The sequence below is a fragment of the Deltaproteobacteria bacterium genome (genome assembly GCA_021737785.1).
Lineage (GTDB): Bacteria > Desulfobacterota > DSM-4660 > Desulfatiglandales > Desulfatiglandaceae > AUK324.
In genome coordinates this window covers 1-15,678 of sequence record JAIPDI010000036.1, presented here as the reverse complement: position 1 = coordinate 15,678, position 15,678 = coordinate 1, and the positions used below count along the sequence as shown (strand labels likewise).

Sequence of the window (15,678 nt, the reverse complement as noted above, 5' to 3'; positions counted from 1 at the left end):
GATGAACGCTAACCTCAGGCACTTCGTCAACCGCATATCCGACTTCTTGTTCAGGATCCAGGGGATCAGTCTGAAATGGAAGCTCCTGATCCCCTTTCTTCTCTTCTCCTTCATCGGCACCGTGGTGCTGGCATACATCGGATTAAGCTCCCAGCAGGAACTGATCCGGCAGGAAGAGCGAAGAGGGATCCGTGATTTCTACAGCCTGTTTCTAACAGCGATTAGTCACAAGGGAGAACAGGCCCTTTCCATGGCAACGATCGTCGCGCAAGACCACCGCGTGCAGGAATTGCTGGCACAAGGAGACCTTGACGCCCTCCGGGAATACACCCGGCCCCTGTATCAACAATTGAAAATGAATTTCGGAATTCAGCAGTTTCATTTTCATATCCCTCCGGGGAAATCCTTTCTGCGCATGCATGCATTGAGTCCGGCGGGCGAAATGATCTCCTACAGAAGGGCGATTATGGACGTCATGAAGAGCGGCATCGGCATTGCGACCTTTGAATGGGGATTGACGGGTCTGGGGATGCGAGGGATCGTTCCCATATACCACAACGACGTACTGGCCGGCAGCTTTGAAATCGGTTTCCCTTTTGGAACCCCTTTTCTGGAAGATCTCAAAACCACCTGGGGCCCTGACGTTTCGGTGTTTGAAAAAAGGAGTGAAAACAAATTTCTCCTTGTCGCCACCACCAAGAAAGAGGTCTCGCCATCCTGTCCGCTGGGACACCTGACCCCGCCCCTGGACGGTGAACCGGTTATCCTCATCGCACCTGCCGGTCATCCTGCCAGTTCCATCCTGGTCGGCCCCATCAGGGACCACTACGGCGAGGTCATGGCGATAGTTGAAGTTGAAGCCGACCGCACCGAGATCATCCGGCGGTTGGCCCGGACCCTGAATCTCATGATTGTTGTGGGGGCAACAGGGATCCTGATCTCCTTTGCGTTGATCTGGGTGGTGGCCATTCTTTTTACCCGGCCCATAGAGGTGATTGTCAACCGGGCCAGGGAAATCGCAGAAGGAAGACGGGAGGCCCGTTTGAAGCCGAGGCCTGACGATGAAATCGGACGGCTGACCCAATCCCTCAATATCATGCTCGATTCTCTCAAGGAACGGAGGCGAAGGATACAGGAGTATGCAAGAACCCTGGAAAGAAAGGTGGAGGAAAGGACTGCAGACCTGGTTTTCTCGGAGGAGAAATATCGTACCCTGGTGGACAATCTCCCCCTCTGCGTATACCGGATTCTTTATGACGGGACCACCGAGTTCGTGAATCCCTATTTCACGGAAAAACTGGGCTACACCCCCGAAGAGGTGGTGAGCGACAAGGGCTTCTGGGCAAAACATATCTGGGAGTGCGACAGGGAGGAGGCGGAAAAAATCTGGGAAGAGTTGAGGAGGGACGCCAAGGGATTCCGGGTGGAACGGGTGGTGAAGGACAGGGAAGGACGCAGTTACACCTTTATCGATCATGCCATTCCCGCAAGGGACGATAAGGGGGATCTCAAGTGGCTTGACGGCATCATGATGGACATCACCATGCTCAAACGTCTGCAGGACATGGCCCTGCAGACCGAAGAGATCAAGGTTCTGGGCGAAATATCCGCCCGGTTTGCCCACGAAATGAGGAATCCCCTGGTGACCGCCGGCGGGTTTGCCCGCCGGCTCCGGGATGACCTTCCCAAGGACGATAAGCACCGGCAGTTTGCAGATATCATCGTAGAAGAGGTGGCCAGGCTGGAATACATTGTCAAGGTCATCCTTTCTTCCATCGAGCCGTTTACCCTCTCCATGGCCGAAGTGGATCTGAATCCCATTCTCCGCGCTTCGCTTCAGTCGTTGAAAGACGAAATGATTGCAAGGGGAGTCCATCTCCAGGAGACGATGTTGCCTTTTACTGCAAAGATCCAGGGCGACGCCGACATGCTGGGAAGGGCCTTTGACAATATTCTGAAGCACGCGGTCCTGTCCATGTACGAGGGGGATACCCTCTTTGTCTCCACCCGGATGGAGCACGATCATCTGTTGATAACCGTCCGCTACAGGGCTGAAACTCTGGCGGAAGAGGATCTGGAGCAGTTCTTTTTTCCCCGGTTTACCGGAAAGGATGTGTCCGTTGTGCACGACCTCCCCCTTACCAAGATTATCATCCACCGACATGGGGGGAAGATCGACGTGTCTCGCAAGGGAGAAGACGTGGTCTTGAATATCCAACTCCCTCTGGCACGCCAGATGTGATACGGGAATCGAGAGGGCCGTATCAGGAGCAGTCGTTATGATCAGGTATGTGAGTCTGAACGCATTTATCGGCTTATGGTCAATCCTCATGTGCTTGTGGGGCCTGGCCATATCGGTGGTTGACAAGAACGGCAGGAAGGTCCATTTCCATTGCGCAGTGCCGTGGGCCAGGACCATACTCCGGGTGTGCGGGATCAGGGTGAATGTGCAGGGACTCGAAAACGTGGATCCGAACGTGCCGCGCATCTACATGACCAATCACCAGAGTTTCTTTGACATCTTCGCCCTCCTGGCATGCCTGCCGGTGAATTTTAAATTCATCCTGAAACAGGAACTGATGAAGATTCCCTTTCTGGGGCCTGCCATGAAAAAGGCCGGGTACATCGGGATCGAAAGGGAAGATCCGAGAAAGGCGGTTCTGAGCATGAAACAGGCCGCCGACCGCATCAGGAACGGGGCCTCGGTGGTGATTTTTCCGGAGGGGACCCGGAGTTCGGATGGAAGGCTTCAGGAATTCAAGCGGGGGGGGTTTAACCTGGCGATCAAGGCGGGGTGTGACATCGTCCCCATCGGCATTCAAGACAGTTTCCGGATCGCGCCCAAGGGGAGTCTCAGGATACGGAGAGGGTCTTTCGGATTGCGTATCGGAAGGCCGGTGTCGCTTTCAGGCCTGGGCAAGAGGGATATCCCTCTGCTCATGGAACGGGTGAGAACGGAGATGGTGACACAGATGGAAGCACAAGGTTCTGAAACAGGTGCAAAGAGAAATGCCGCCGTCAAGGCACGGCTCATCCTCCTCTGGCTCTTCTCATGCCTGTTGTGGGCCGTGCCCGGCGGTTCGGAAGGGTATGTCCTCCCGGTTGAGGAGTTGATCCACAAGATGACGGACCGGTTTTCCGGGTTTCATGCATTGATTGTGGATCAGACCGCTCAGGTCATCCCCCCCCGGGAGGGGGAGACCCCCAAGGTGGTGCAGGAGAGGGTATGGCTCAAATTGCCGCGATACTGCCGATCGCAGATCATCGGCAGGGGAAAGACCCCGGAGGCAGAACCCCTTGCTTCGGAGGCCCGGTCTGAAGGGCCGTACCGTGACACCACCTTCAGATGGCTCCTGATGGCCGATGAATCGGATCAAATCTTGGACTTCTTGTCCCGACAGGGGGTCAATATCGAGGTGGTGGCCCTGGCCCGGCTGGACGGAAAGGTGGTCTACCGCATCGGCGACGCCTTTCTTAAAAGTCCGAAACTCCTGATCCAGAGGGAGACCTATCTGCCGCTTCTGTTTTCTTATGTGCAGCCGGGGAGCGAGAACCTGGTGTCGGTCCGATTCGACAATTTCAAGGAGGTGGGCTCAGGAGGGTACTACCCCTACAGAATCGATTATGCTGTGGAACAAGAGGCGCCCGAACGTCTTTTTCTCCTCAACCTCCGCGTCAACCCGCCCATCCAGATCTCCTTTTTCGAGATTGCGGCAGAGGATGCCGGGTCGCCGGAACCTGAAACCGCACCTGACAAAGAAGCGGAAGAACGCCTGGAAGCGGTCCTCCAGGGCCTTCAGAAGAAGTACGGGAAGTAATTCTTTTACAGAAGGGAAGGAAAAAAATTCTAAGGCTTTTGCCCAACAAACCCAACTCACCCAACAAAGCCGGTGAGCCCCAGGAATCAGGAAATGTACTTTGATTTTCCAGATGTGAGCGACGCGGATATCCGGCGCGAGAAGGAAAAGGCCAGGCGGCTCAGAAAAACCCACTGGTGGAACAGCCGGATCGAGAAGGGTGTTTGCTATTACTGCCGGCGCCGGGTGGGCCGTGAAACCCTGACCATGGACCATGTGGTCCCCCTGGCCAGGGGGGGGCGGAGCAGTAAGGGAAATATCGTTGCTGCCTGCAAGGAATGCAACAACAAAAAAAACTACCTCCTGCCGGTGGAGTGGGAGGAATACCTGAAGTCACTGGACGCCCTTCAGGACTGATGTGAATCCCCCTGGACCCGGCTCACCTCCACCTCCCTACCGATAATTTCCGTTGGGTCGATCCCTGTGCGATCCGCGGCCCGGCCCCTGTTGACCGCGATCTCAAGATAACCGGAGCTCCCCAACAGGGCCAGGGCCTCTCCCGGGGCGGTTTGGGCATAGGTCCGTCGTATCCCTTCAATACGCAGATCCCCGATACGGACGATCAAAACGCTCCCTGCTGAGAATTCCGCGATGTCCGCGGCCCGGATGTTGGTGATCAGGTTCCCGAAACGATCGATCCGGACGACCAGGCCGTAAAGGGACCCTCCTTTCCGGTAAGGCGCAGGGAATTTCAAATGGATGGGATCGTGGATGACCGGACCCATGTCCAGGGGATCGATCCCCTGGGAGAGATGGGCTGCCACCGGGGCAAAGATGTCGCGGCCGTGAAATGTGTTGCTGACATGCTCCAGAAAGTATCGGGTCTTGGAAAGATGGATGACCTCGGCCTCCGGGCAGGCCTCCATGATGGGCGAGAAAGTGCCGTTGTCCGGACCCACAAAAAGATGGGATCGGGCGAGTAAAACAATGGCCCGGCGGTCAGTGCCCACCCCCGGATCCACCACGGCCACATGGACGGTTCCCTCCGGGAAATAGGGATAGGTTTCCTGCAACATCTGTGCGGCCTGGCCGACGGCCCCCGGCGTGACATGATGGCTGATGTCGATGATGCGGGCGGCGGGATTGATGGAAAGGATAACGCCTTTCATCATGCACACATAGGGGTCTTCCAGCCCGAAATCGGTGAGAAGGGTCACCACCCCTGACGGCTTTACGCCCACCCCTCCACCAGCCCGGGAAGGATCTCCCCGGCCTTTCCCGTGAGCACAATATCCATCAGGTCGGAGTTGGGGGTCCTCTCGAGATTGATTTCCGCCACCGGCGCCCCCCCTGACTTGGCCGTATAGGCCAGGGACGCGGCCGGCTGAACCACGCTGGACGTCCCGATCACCAGCATGACCTGGCATTTTTCCGCGGAAACGCCGGCCCCTGTCAGGACAGCGACCCTCTCGGAATTCCTGAGTGCCTCTTTCAGTCTATTGATCGATGTTTCCATACGTGGTAGGGTAGCTGAAAAGAGCTGTTCAAGTCAAGGGTTGAAGGGGAGCGGCGTTTCAGCCGCGAACGTGAAACATGAAGACCGGAACAAAAATTATTCTGATCGTCTCCCTTTTTCTTCTCCTCTCCATTATCGCATCTGCCGGCGCAGTGCTCTACTATTACACCCATCCCTCCGCAACAAAGGACCTGGTGGAGGCCTCCCTTTCCCGGGCCATGGGGGCATCCGTGTCCATCGGGCGGCTTTCCTACGGCCGCGATCCCTTACACCTCTCGGCAGAGGGAATCACGGTCAAACCGGGAAAAGAGGTGCATGGCATTTTTCTGGATGTTCCGGATCTCGATGCAGCGTTTTCCGTGGAGGGTTCTTTTGGCCGCAAATCCCTTGTGGTCACCCGCCTTGAGGTCAAGGGCCTGTGGTTCCGCATTCTCAAAGCTCCCTCTGTATCCAGCATGGCCCGGGGGCCGAAGCCCCCATCTTTTATAAGCGGGATCCTGAAGAGGGTGTTTGCAGCCTTGGTGTTCAGGGACCTCAGGCTTGAGGACGCAACCCTTACCCATGGCGCCGCAAGGGTCCAATTGGACGACCAGACCCTTCTCTTCAATGACCTTGAGGCCAGGCTGAGCATCGATCATCGGGTCGAGATCTCCTCCAGTGTCCGATTTGAATGGCCTTCAAGAAAGATGCATCTCCTGGCGCCCCGGCTTCAGATGAAGACGGACGGGGCCTTATCCCTGGTAGATACCCGGATCGGGGTCTCCGTCACCATGGATGATGTCCGGTTCCAAAGCCCTTTTCTGGATTTCAAACATCTCAAAGGGGACACGCGTCTGGGATACCGGCCGGACAAGGGAACAGTGGTGTTTGAGGACTTGAATGTCACCCTCGAGGAGGCGGATATCCGGACGAATGGGCAAAAGGAGCCTGTCCGGCTGGACCTTAAGGTCACTGCAGACGGCGCCTTCAGCCTGAAAGATCGCCAAGTGACGGTTCATCCCCTCCATCTCACCCTTGGCCAGCGGCTGCAATTGGAAGGGGAACTGGATGGAGGGGTGGGGGTCGGGAAAACCATGGACCTCAAGGTGGCGGACTGCCGCCTAACGCCCCAGGAGCTGGTCCCGCTTCTTCCCGCCGGATTGAGAAACACGACGGAACCCGTAAAACTGGGCGGGCCGATCCATGTCGCCGGGAGGATCAAGGGCGCAGAGAAAGAGGCGGGATGGGTATGGGATACGGATCTCAATGCCCGTTTGGAGCGGAATCAGGTCTCTTTCACGCGTGGGGATCTCAAATTGAGAGGGACCCTTTCCGGCAGCATCGAGGCCCGGGGGGAGGTCCCCGGCATGGAGATCTCCGCCGACCTGAAGGCGGAAGATGTCATATATCGAGGAAATGGAATCGCAATGGAACCCCTTGAGGCGGCCGTCTCCTTTTCAGGGAGATACCCGCTCCTCGATCTGAAAGCGCTGTCCGCCCGGATACCGCGGGTAACCGGGCGGTTTAGGGACAGGGCCGTCCAGGTGGAGGATATCCATCTGGAGGCCGGCAAGGGCCGGATGAACGCCGCCACCCGGGAAATGTCCCTGCCGGAGATCCGGTTTGGGTCTTCCCTGTTGAAAAACATCACCGCGTCTTTGGAGCTTGAGAATGGAACGTTCAAAAAGATCCATATCCAGGGCCAAGAGACCGGGCTGGCCAAAGGTGCCGTCGGTCTGGGCCTTCTTGCTTCAGGCTGGCAGGTGGACGTGAAGGATGGGCTTCAGGTCCGGGTCCGGTTTGATGAAGAAAAGGGGATGGCGGTTACCTCTGAATGGACCTTTCAGGAAGCGGGCTTTCAGGACCCGGATGGGACCATTATGGGAGAGAATCTCTCTCTCAAGGCGACCCTTAACGCCAAGACAGACCCTTCAGGCCATGTGGTCAGTGGGGATGTGGCCGTGGATGCGGGGGAGGGCGAGGTCCTCTACGACAGGTTCTACGTAAACTTGAAAACACATCCCATGGCTTCCCGTTGTACGGGAACGTACAATATGCAGGAGAGAGAACTGCAACTTTCACGTCTCAACCTCGGATTAAAGGATCTCCTGACCTGTGCGGTGAAGGGCCGTATTGTTGAAAGAAAACCTGCCTGGCAACTGGATCTCACCGCGGATATCCCCGAGATTCCGTTGAAGCCGCTGTTCAGATTCCTTGTTGTGGAGCCGTATCAGGCGGAAAAGCCGTTCCTTGGGACCCTTCAACTGGAAGGGGCAATCTCCGCAGGTGTGAGCGTCACAGGGACCTCGTCCGCCTGGACAACCAGGGGATCGCTCCGATGGAGGGAGGGGAGGATCTCGTCTGAAGAGAGGGGAGTGGGGCTCGCAGGGATCCAATTTGCGCTCCCCCTCTGGGTTCAAAACCACGACAGGGAGGGTGGGGGGACTGCGATGGAGGGGGGCCTGTCCATAGATTCATTGAGGGTTCCGTTCATCCCTGAACAGGCCCTGGCTGTTTTGCTTCGAGCAGGCCCCAATCGATTGTCCGTGGTATCCCCGACCATTGTCAAGATCCCCGGAGGAGAAGTCCGGCTGGGGCCGGTGATGATCGATCATCTGCCAGCCGCCGCCACAATCAGCACAGACCTTGCCATGGACAGGGTGGACCTGGGGCCGCTCCTGGCTTCGGTATGGCCCCGTCCGGTACAAGGAACCGTCAGCGGGACCCTCAATCCCGTACGCGTGGAAGGGGGACGGCTCACCAGCAGCGGGGCCTTGACCGCAAGGGTGTTTGACGGCGAGGTCATCCTTACCGATCCCGGTGTGTCCGGACTTTCTTCCGGAACCCCGGTCGTTCAACTGAATGCCCGGTGGAAGGACCTGAACCTGTCGAAACTTACGGCAGACACGGCCTTCGGAAGGATCGAGGGGGTGTTGAAGGGGCATGCCAAAGAGGTGGAGATCGCCCAGGGCCAGGTCCAGAAATTCGACCTTCTGGTGGAGACCGTCAAAAAGGAGGGGACGTCCCAGCGGATCAGCGTCAAGGCCGTGGAAAATATCGCCCAGATCGGCGGGGGCCAGAGTCCCTTTGTGGGGATGGCAGGTATGTTTGCCTCCATTTTCAAGGAGTTCCCCTATGAAAAGATCGGCGTGCACGCCACCCTGGAGAACGATGTCTTCCGAATCAACGGCACCATCAAGGAGGGGGAGACCGAGTATCTGGTAAAAAGGGGTTTATTATCGGGGGTGAACGTGGTAAATCAGAACCCTGATAATCGGGTCAGTTTCAAGGATATGATCAAGCGCATCCGGCGAATAAAGACCTCCCAAGGCGGACCGGTTATCAAATAGGGATTTTTACAGAAGAAACCGAAGGGAACGAAGAACAGGCATTAACAAAGCCAAAGCGATAACCGCAACCAAAACGGCTGGTGCTGCCCCGTCATTCCGGCATGCCCTTAGCCGGAATCCAGTCCGGCGTATTCCTGGATTCCGGCCAAAACCGTGCCGGAATGACGGAAGGGTAAGTGTGCGGTGGAAGGATGGCCATATTTTCTTGTTTTTCATGACACAAGACCAGGAAGTAAGGTACTAAAACCTTTATGTGAGCTTTCTTTTGGCCGTTGGAGATATGCATATTTAAGGAGGGGAATGATGAACACCTATCGAAAGGCTTTATGGATAACAACGTCGGTCTTTTTATCGTTGATCGTTGCCTGCGTGACCATCAACATTTACTTTCCGGCGGAGAAGGTGGAATCGGTTGCCGGAGAGATTGTGGATGAGATCAGAAGTCAGACGCCGGACGGAAAAGGGAGCTTTTTCTGGAAGGGGAGGGGCCTCCATCTGAGGGAAACCCTGATGGCCCTGGCGTGCGCCCCTGCGTGGGCCGACGAGCTGAGCGTATCCAATCCCACCATCCGGAGCCTCAAGGCGCAAATGAAGGCCCGGTATGCCCAGATGAAACCCTTTTATGAAAAGGGGATGCTCAAGGAGGGGAATGACGGCTATGTCTCCTTAGGCAATGCCGCGGGGTTGGGGCTCAAGGAGAAGCGGGATCTCAACAGCCTTGTCAGCGCCGAGAACAACGACAGGCGGCAGCTCTATCTGGAGGTGGCCAAGGCCCTCAAGATCGATCCGAGCCAGGTCAACCGGGTGGCTGAGATCTTTGCCAAGGAATGGCAAAAGCCGGTCCGGTAAAAAAACTGGAATTTATCTTACAGAAGAAAACGAAGACTGATTTTTTTAAAGGAAGAATCTTTGTGCCTCTGAGGCTCTGTGTGAGATCTCTTTTGGGCCATTCAGAATTTTGCGGAAGATAAGGATGATGTGGCCTCAGTGCCCATTCCCGCGCCATGGCGTGGTCACTCGAGTCACAGAGGTCGCGGAGCATACTTTTTTTATGAGCCGTTTGCCGAAGGCATGGCGGTTTTGTTTGCGGCCTCCCAGCGACAGAAGGACAGCTTTTTTTAAAGCATGAAACCTTTGTGCCTCTGGTCTCTGTGTGAGACTTCTTTTAGGCCGTTGGAATTTTACAGAAGATAGCGAAGGAAACGAAGGACAGCCTTTTTACAAAAGAAAGAATCTTGGTGGCGTTGCGTCTTTGTGCGGGAAATTTTTGTTTCGGCTGTGCCGAGTCAGAGGCAGTGACGTCATGACACCCGCCAATCCCTTCTGCTTTGATGCGATCGCCTCGGGCGAGAACTTCTGTGACCGGGAAAGCGATTGAGAAAGCCCGCCGAGCATCACAGAAAGGCCCACGGTTTTGCCATGTCACATGAAGGTTTTGACCAAGGCGCTTCCGGCTGGTTCTTGTCAGAGGCTCACCGATTGGAATCTCAACAATAATATGGAATCAAAGCAATTAAATGGATCTCTTACAAAGCGGATCTCGGGAATTAAATGGAGGGAATTAAATACTTACAACATAAGTAAGGCATATCTGTACTTTTTGGTTGCCCGAAATCCATGAGGTTTCCAGAAGATTTGTCAACAGTTCCGATAGCTGATTAAGGAGTCAACCTCAGACCTCACTCAATGTATTCGAATCGAGGATATCACAAGTCGTTAACTTCTTTCTAATAGAACAACGATGACCCGAAAATCTTCTCACCCCAAAATCACCGTGGTGATACCTGCCCTCAACGAGCAAGGCACAATCGGATCCGTTATCAGAGGTTGTCAGCCATATGCTGATGAACTCATCCTGATAGATGGTAATTCAGTTGATAAAACCCGTAAGGTGGCAGAGGCCTTAGGGGTCAAGGTCATCCTTGACCACAAGAAAGGCAAAGGCGAGGCATTGCGTTGTTCCTTATCTCATGTGACTGGTGACATTGTTGTCTTCATAGATGCCGACGGTTCCCACAATCCCGATGACATTCCTAAATTGATTCAGCCTATAGTCGATGGTGAAGCCGATCATGTATCAGGTTCACGCCTGATGGGGGGTTCGAGTGAGCTTCACGGCGGATTTGACGAGTGTTTTCGTTTAATGGGTAGTTCCTTCATAACCGCCTGCATCAACTGGAAATTCAATGTCAGACTGAGCGAAAGCCAAAACGGATTCCGAGCCATAAAGACCCACGTAATCAAAAAGTTGAATCTTGAGGAAGACATCACCACCATAGAACAAGAAATGATCATCAAGACCCTGAAAAATGGATTTCAAATGGCTGAGGTCCCCTCGCATGAGCACAAACGGGTGGCTGGTTATTCTAAGATCAGCTTGAGGAGGGTATGGTTCAGATATGTTTTCAGCCTGATTAAGTATATGTTCTTTTAACCGATCTTGCAGGTCCTAAGATGAAAATACTCCTGTTAAACCCCCCTACTTACGACAATCGGGCATTCATCAGAGAAGGTCGCTGCAATCAGGAACAGGGTGTCTGGAGCACTCTGTGGCCGCCCATAACTTTGGCCTCTGCCGGGGCCATCCTTGAAGCGTCTGGTCACTGTGTGGATATACTGGATTGTGCGGCTCAAGGGATCCGGTTAAAAGAGCTTCTGGCGAGAATCAAAAAGGGCAATTATTATCTTGTTGCCTGGGCCACAGCGACTCCGTCGATTAACAGCGATCTGGCCCTGGCAGGAGAAATCAAGGCAGTTGCTTCCGGCGTAAAGACCGGCGTTTTTGGAACACATGTCACCGCCCTTGCCGACGAGTGCCTGGATGATTCGCATCACCTTGATTTCATTGTTAGAAATGAGCCTGAGGAATCCCTGAAAGGCCTCGCAGAGGCACTGGAGAAAGGCAAGGGGTTAGAAGGTGTCATGGGAATCAGCTACAGGGATACAAGGGGGCATGTGTGCCATAATAACAGACGTCCCTTTATCAACAACCTTGACAATCTTCCCTTTCCAGCCTGGCATCTGTTGAATTTGGATCCATATCGCCTGCCTCTGACAGGGGAAAAATTTTTGATCCTCGCCCCCTTACGGGGCTGTCCCTATCAATGTAATTTCTGCACAGCCCAGACCTACTACGGTAGAAAGATCAGAAAGAAGACAGTGCCCAGGGTTATAGCCGAGATCGAATATGTAATGAGTGCCTTCGACATAAAACAGTTCTTCATGTGGGCCGATACATTCACATCCGATCGCGAATACGTACTTGAGTTTTGCCAACACATTTTGAAGCGCAGACTCCATGTCGGCTGGACATGTAACAGCAGGGTGGATACGGTAGATGGAAGTCTGCTCAACACAATGAAACGGGCGGGATGCTGGATGATCAGCTATGGTATTGAATCCGGGGATCAGAAGGTTCTGGACAAGGCCCGCAAAAATACTACAGTTGATCAATGTCGGGAAGCAGTGAGGTTCGCCAAGGATGCCCGGATAAAGGTGGCAGCGCATTTTGTCCTAGGACTTCCTGGAGAAACAGCGGAGACGCTTGAAAAAACAATTAAATTGGCTTTGGATCTGGACCCGGATGTAGCGCAGTTCTACTGTGCTGTGCCTTTCCCTGGATCATCGCTCTACGAACTTGCAGAAAAACAAGGATGGATAGAAAATAGGAATTTTGATGACTTTCGACAGGACAACGCTATCATGAACATGCCTGGAGCTCCCCCTTCGGTAGTAAACTATTACAGGAGATTGGGATTTCGCAAATTTTACCTCAGACCGAGCCGCTTCGTCAGCTTTTCCAAACTATTGCGAGCAGCTGGCATTCTTCAGAACATTAAAGGTGGTGCCAAATTTGTTCGATGGATGGCGAATTCATCTTGAAAAGCAGCTTTTAGCCCTATGAAAATACTTGGCATATGGGACGGCCACGATTCAGGAGCGGCCTTGATCGAAGGCGATAAAATCCTTTTCGCCATTAACGAGGAACGACTGTCTCGAAGAAAGCTGGAAGTCGCGTTCCCCGAAATGTCCATTCGGGCTTGTCTCGAGTATACTGGGACCGAGATCTCGCAACTATCCGAGATCGCTATTTCCACATCGGATTTTGCAAAAACGCTAACCCGTGTTTTTCCCTCGCTTAAGGAGGAATATTATCTTATCCGCAGAAGAAAGAAAGGCCCGGCCGGGACCTCTCCCTTCAAGAAAAGAATGAAATACCGACTGACAGAATATGGCCCCTCCCTCCCCACGAACTGGATCAGTTCCAGTACACTTCAGAAACGCCTTAAAAGTATTGGATTTAAACAGTTTAGGTTGCATCTGGTGGACCACCATCACGCCCACGCTGCGGCAGCGGCATTTTGCAGCGGATTTTCGCAATCTCTGGTTCTCACTCTTGACGGTGTGGGAGATGGCTTGTCAGGCTCTGTGTATCGTTTTGAAAATGGGCGGCTTGAAAAAATGGCCTCCCTCTCAGCTCGTCACTCCCTCGGCATCTTTTTTGAACATGTGACTAATTTGTTGAATATGCGGGAGTTGGAGGATGAGGGAAAGGTGATGGCACTCGCCAACTATGCACATCCAATAGCCGACGCTGAAAATCCTTTGCTCAATCTAATCGCTGTGGAAGGCATGTCAGTGCACTGCCGCCATTCCTCACTGGGAATGTACGAGGCGCTGAGAAAGATCCTCTGGCGTTATCCGTCGGAGCAGTTTGCCTATATGGCTCAGCGCACCCTGGAGGTCAAGTGCATGCAATTGGTGCAGAACGCCATCGCTATTACTGGGCAAGAGCACATCTGCCTTTCCGGAGGGGTATTTTCAAACGTGAAGGTAAACCGGCGTCTGAGGACCTTGCCTCAAGTAAAACGGTGCTTCATTTTCCCGCATATGGGCGATGGGGGTTTAGCGCTGGGAGCCGCATTGGTGGCAAATTTCCGGTTGAACAGCACAAATCGGGTCCTCCTGAATCACCTTTCTCTCGGCCCGGAATACGATGATGTGGAGATAGAGCATACCCTTAGACAAAACGGGCTTTCTTACAGAAAATCTACTGATATTGTTAGAGAAGTTGCCCGGCTAATCGCCGCTGGCGAGATCGTTCTATGGTTTCAGGGGCGTATGGAACTGGGTCCCAGGACCTTAGGGGCGCGATCCATCCTTGCGCGGCCCGACTCCACCGACGTCAAAGATGCCCTTAACTTGAAGCTCAAGAAACGGGTCTGGTACCAGCCCTTCTGTCCTGCCATGCTTGAGGAGGATGCGGAAGAAATCTTGGAAGACTATGATGGGCGCCCAAATGAGTTCATGACAATGGCCTATATGGTTCGGGAAGATAAGAAGCCCCTTGTACGGGGGGTGATAAACGTGGACGGCACATGCCGTCCTCAGATTATCAAGAAACAGGACACCATTTTTCACAGCCTGCTCATGGAACTCAAAAACCTGACGGGTAACGGTATCGTGCTTAATACAAGCTTAAACATTCACGGGGAACCGATCGTCTGTTCCCCTGAAGATGCTGTCTCCACTTTTAAAAGAACAGGAAGCCGATACATGGCTATACAAAAATATCTGGCACATTGTAATGGCCCCTAATGATTGATGATTCCAAAAATTTGACGCAAATTTCAAGATCTTAGTCCTTATAGACGGATAGTCACAAAATAGGATGTTTACCAAAAAACACCACATTTCCCTCTCTGTATTTTTCCCATGCTTCAATGAAGCGTTGAACATCGAGGATCTGGTTCTTGAAGCGACCGAAATTTTGGATAATCTTGTTCAAGAATATGAAATTTTGATAATAAATGATGGAAGCACCGACAATACCGGTCTTGTGACTGAAAAGCTGGCCGTTAAACATAAAAACGTCCGGGTCATTCACCATCAAAAAAATAGAGGGTATGGGGCAGCCCTTATCTCTGGATTTAGCAGTTCTGCACATGAATGGATTTTTTTTACAGACGGGGATCACCAGTTCCATATGCACGAGATCGAAATGCTTCTAAAAGAAATTGATCATTACGATTTAATCCTTGGATTTAGAAAAAAAAGACAAGACCCCTGGCATAGGACTCTTTATGCATGGTCATGGAATCGGCTTGTTCGAATCCTATTTAGCCTGAAGATAAGGGATCTGAATTGTGCCTTCAAGTTAATCAGGAAAAAAGCATTGGAGGGCATTTCATTGAATTCCTCAGGAGCAACAATCAGCACAGAACTCTTGGTAAAGATGAAACTTTCGGGGGCTCATATCAAACAGGTTGGAGTCTCACATATCCCGCGGAGGTTCGGAACACAGACAGGGAGCAATTTGAAGGTTATTCTTAAGGCATTTGTAGAGCTATTCCTCTTGTACAAAGAATCAAAACTCAGGAGCTGAGGGATATGGTTTTTCTTGAGAACTTCTTTTCGATCCTTTTGCATGTCCCGATTCTTGCGATGATTCTCTTTGTTGTTTACCTGAATATCAAGTGCCTGTATCAAATATTTCATGCCGACGTTAATAATACGTCAACGTAATCAGGTGGTATTTAAGGGCGAATTTGGGTTCTGGTACGAACCAGAGGGAGAAAAGACCGTACCGAAGTCGATCGGGGTTACTGCAAAATCAGATACGACAAGTCTAGAGTTAGAATTCATACCCCATTCAGGAGCAGAGACAGTTCTACGGATCTGGGTGATCAGCGGCGGAGGCATGGGACATAAAGATTTATCACAAATCCAATCATGATCCTGCCAGGTTTTCGGCACGCTACCCTGTTAGGCTGAGGTTTTAAGGGATGCTAAGCGTTGTTTTTATAATACTGTCCATGTGGCTCGGCTTCATCCTGGAAGAAAAGTACGATTTGTTAGGGGGCAACCTTTGGGTAAAATTCGCTTTCAGTATTATCGTGGGGACATCCTATAATGGTCCTGTCAAGGAAAAATTTGCCTCAAAAAAAGTATTGTAAAATCAAGGTGTTAAAAATCTGCGATTTTTTGGATATAGCTCCCCATTAAGCCCCTGGCAGCTTTTTGTCATTTGTTCGGT

11 protein-coding genes are annotated in these 15,678 nt (G+C 52.7%); 9 read left to right on the top strand and 2 right to left on the bottom strand.

Features of this window, described 5'->3' with window-relative positions; genetic code table 11:
* Nucleotide 1: 1 nt before the first annotated feature.
* The 3 genes from K9N21_16760 (at nt 2) to K9N21_16750 (ending at nt 4,214) form a co-directional block, all read left to right on the top strand.
* A complete protein-coding gene (locus K9N21_16760; protein ID MCF8145566.1) occupies nt 2-2,242 on the top strand; it encodes a PAS domain S-box protein in 2,241 nt (746 codons plus the stop codon).
* Between the two features lie 37 nt (nt 2,243-2,279).
* Nucleotides 2,280-3,818 (top strand): 1-acyl-sn-glycerol-3-phosphate acyltransferase, encoded by a 1,539-nt coding sequence (locus tag K9N21_16755; protein MCF8145565.1) that lies wholly within the window; start codon nt 2,280-2,282, stop codon nt 3,816-3,818.
* A gap of 93 nt (nt 3,819-3,911) precedes the next feature.
* The gene (locus K9N21_16750) at nt 3,912-4,214 is read left to right on the top strand and encodes an HNH endonuclease (protein ID MCF8145564.1); all 303 of its coding nucleotides are present in this window, start codon (nt 3,912-3,914) and stop codon (nt 4,212-4,214) included.
* On the opposite strand, the gene K9N21_16745 is transcribed toward K9N21_16750, so the two are convergent.
* Together K9N21_16745 and K9N21_16740 are read right to left on the bottom strand one after the other, a co-directional pair.
* Complete coding sequence (locus tag K9N21_16745; GenBank protein MCF8145563.1) at nt 4,205-5,017, bottom strand: SAM-dependent chlorinase/fluorinase; 813 nt, start codon at nt 5,015-5,017, stop codon at nt 4,205-4,207. The genes K9N21_16750 and K9N21_16745 overlap by 10 nt on opposite strands.
* 11 nt (nt 5,018-5,028) lie before the next feature.
* Nucleotides 5,029-5,313, bottom strand: a complete 285-nt coding sequence (locus K9N21_16740) for a hypothetical protein (GenBank protein ID MCF8145562.1) — start codon at nt 5,311-5,313, stop codon at nt 5,029-5,031.
* Nucleotides 5,314-5,390: 77 nt separating this feature from the next.
* On the opposite strand from K9N21_16740, the gene K9N21_16735 reads away from it, so the two are divergent.
* From K9N21_16735 to K9N21_16710, 6 genes are all read left to right on the top strand, one after another.
* The gene (locus K9N21_16735; protein ID MCF8145561.1) at nt 5,391-8,642 is read left to right on the top strand and encodes a hypothetical protein; all 3,252 of its coding nucleotides are present in this window, start codon (nt 5,391-5,393) and stop codon (nt 8,640-8,642) included.
* Nucleotides 8,643-8,942: 300 nt separating this feature from the next.
* Nucleotides 8,943-9,491: a YdbL family protein gene (locus K9N21_16730; GenBank protein ID MCF8145560.1), complete on the top strand. Its 549-nt coding sequence runs from the start codon at nt 8,943-8,945 to the stop codon at nt 9,489-9,491.
* A gap of 892 nt (nt 9,492-10,383) precedes the next feature.
* Nucleotides 10,384-11,076: a glycosyltransferase family 2 protein gene (locus K9N21_16725; GenBank protein MCF8145559.1), complete on the top strand. Its 693-nt coding sequence runs from the start codon at nt 10,384-10,386 to the stop codon at nt 11,074-11,076.
* Nucleotides 11,077-11,096: 20 nt separating this feature from the next.
* Nucleotides 11,097-12,524, top strand: coding sequence for a B12-binding domain-containing radical SAM protein (locus tag K9N21_16720; protein MCF8145558.1), 1,428 nt, complete (start codon nt 11,097-11,099; stop codon nt 12,522-12,524).
* Nucleotides 12,525-12,542: 18 nt separating this feature from the next.
* Nucleotides 12,543-14,240, top strand: coding sequence for a hypothetical protein (locus K9N21_16715; GenBank protein MCF8145557.1), 1,698 nt, complete (start codon nt 12,543-12,545; stop codon nt 14,238-14,240).
* Between the two features lie 73 nt (nt 14,241-14,313).
* On the top strand, nt 14,314-15,027 hold the full coding sequence (locus tag K9N21_16710) for a glycosyltransferase family 2 protein (GenBank protein MCF8145556.1): 714 nt from the start codon (nt 14,314-14,316) through the stop codon (nt 15,025-15,027).
* Nucleotides 15,028-15,678: the final 651 nt, after the last annotated feature.

What these genes read in the sequence shown, in the direction of transcription:
- K9N21_16760 (MCF8145566.1), top strand. Translation starts at nt 2, where the DNA reads ATGAACGCTAACCTCAGGCACTTCGTCAACCGCATATCCGACTTCTTG.
- K9N21_16755 (MCF8145565.1), top strand. Translation starts at nt 2,280, where the DNA reads ATGATCAGGTATGTGAGTCTGAACGCATTTATCGGCTTATGGTCAATC.
- K9N21_16750 (MCF8145564.1), top strand. Translation starts at nt 3,912, where the DNA reads ATGTACTTTGATTTTCCAGATGTGAGCGACGCGGATATCCGGCGCGAG.
- K9N21_16740 (MCF8145562.1), bottom strand. Translation starts at nt 5,313, where the DNA reads ATGGAAACATCGATCAATAGACTGAAAGAGGCACTCAGGAATTCCGAG.
- K9N21_16735 (MCF8145561.1), top strand. Translation starts at nt 5,391, where the DNA reads ATGAAGACCGGAACAAAAATTATTCTGATCGTCTCCCTTTTTCTTCTC.
- K9N21_16730 (MCF8145560.1), top strand. Translation starts at nt 8,943, where the DNA reads ATGATGAACACCTATCGAAAGGCTTTATGGATAACAACGTCGGTCTTT.
- K9N21_16725 (MCF8145559.1), top strand. Translation starts at nt 10,384, where the DNA reads ATGACCCGAAAATCTTCTCACCCCAAAATCACCGTGGTGATACCTGCC.
- K9N21_16720 (MCF8145558.1), top strand. Translation starts at nt 11,097, where the DNA reads ATGAAAATACTCCTGTTAAACCCCCCTACTTACGACAATCGGGCATTC.
- K9N21_16715 (MCF8145557.1), top strand. Translation starts at nt 12,543, where the DNA reads ATGAAAATACTTGGCATATGGGACGGCCACGATTCAGGAGCGGCCTTG.
- K9N21_16710 (MCF8145556.1), top strand. Translation starts at nt 14,314, where the DNA reads ATGTTTACCAAAAAACACCACATTTCCCTCTCTGTATTTTTCCCATGC.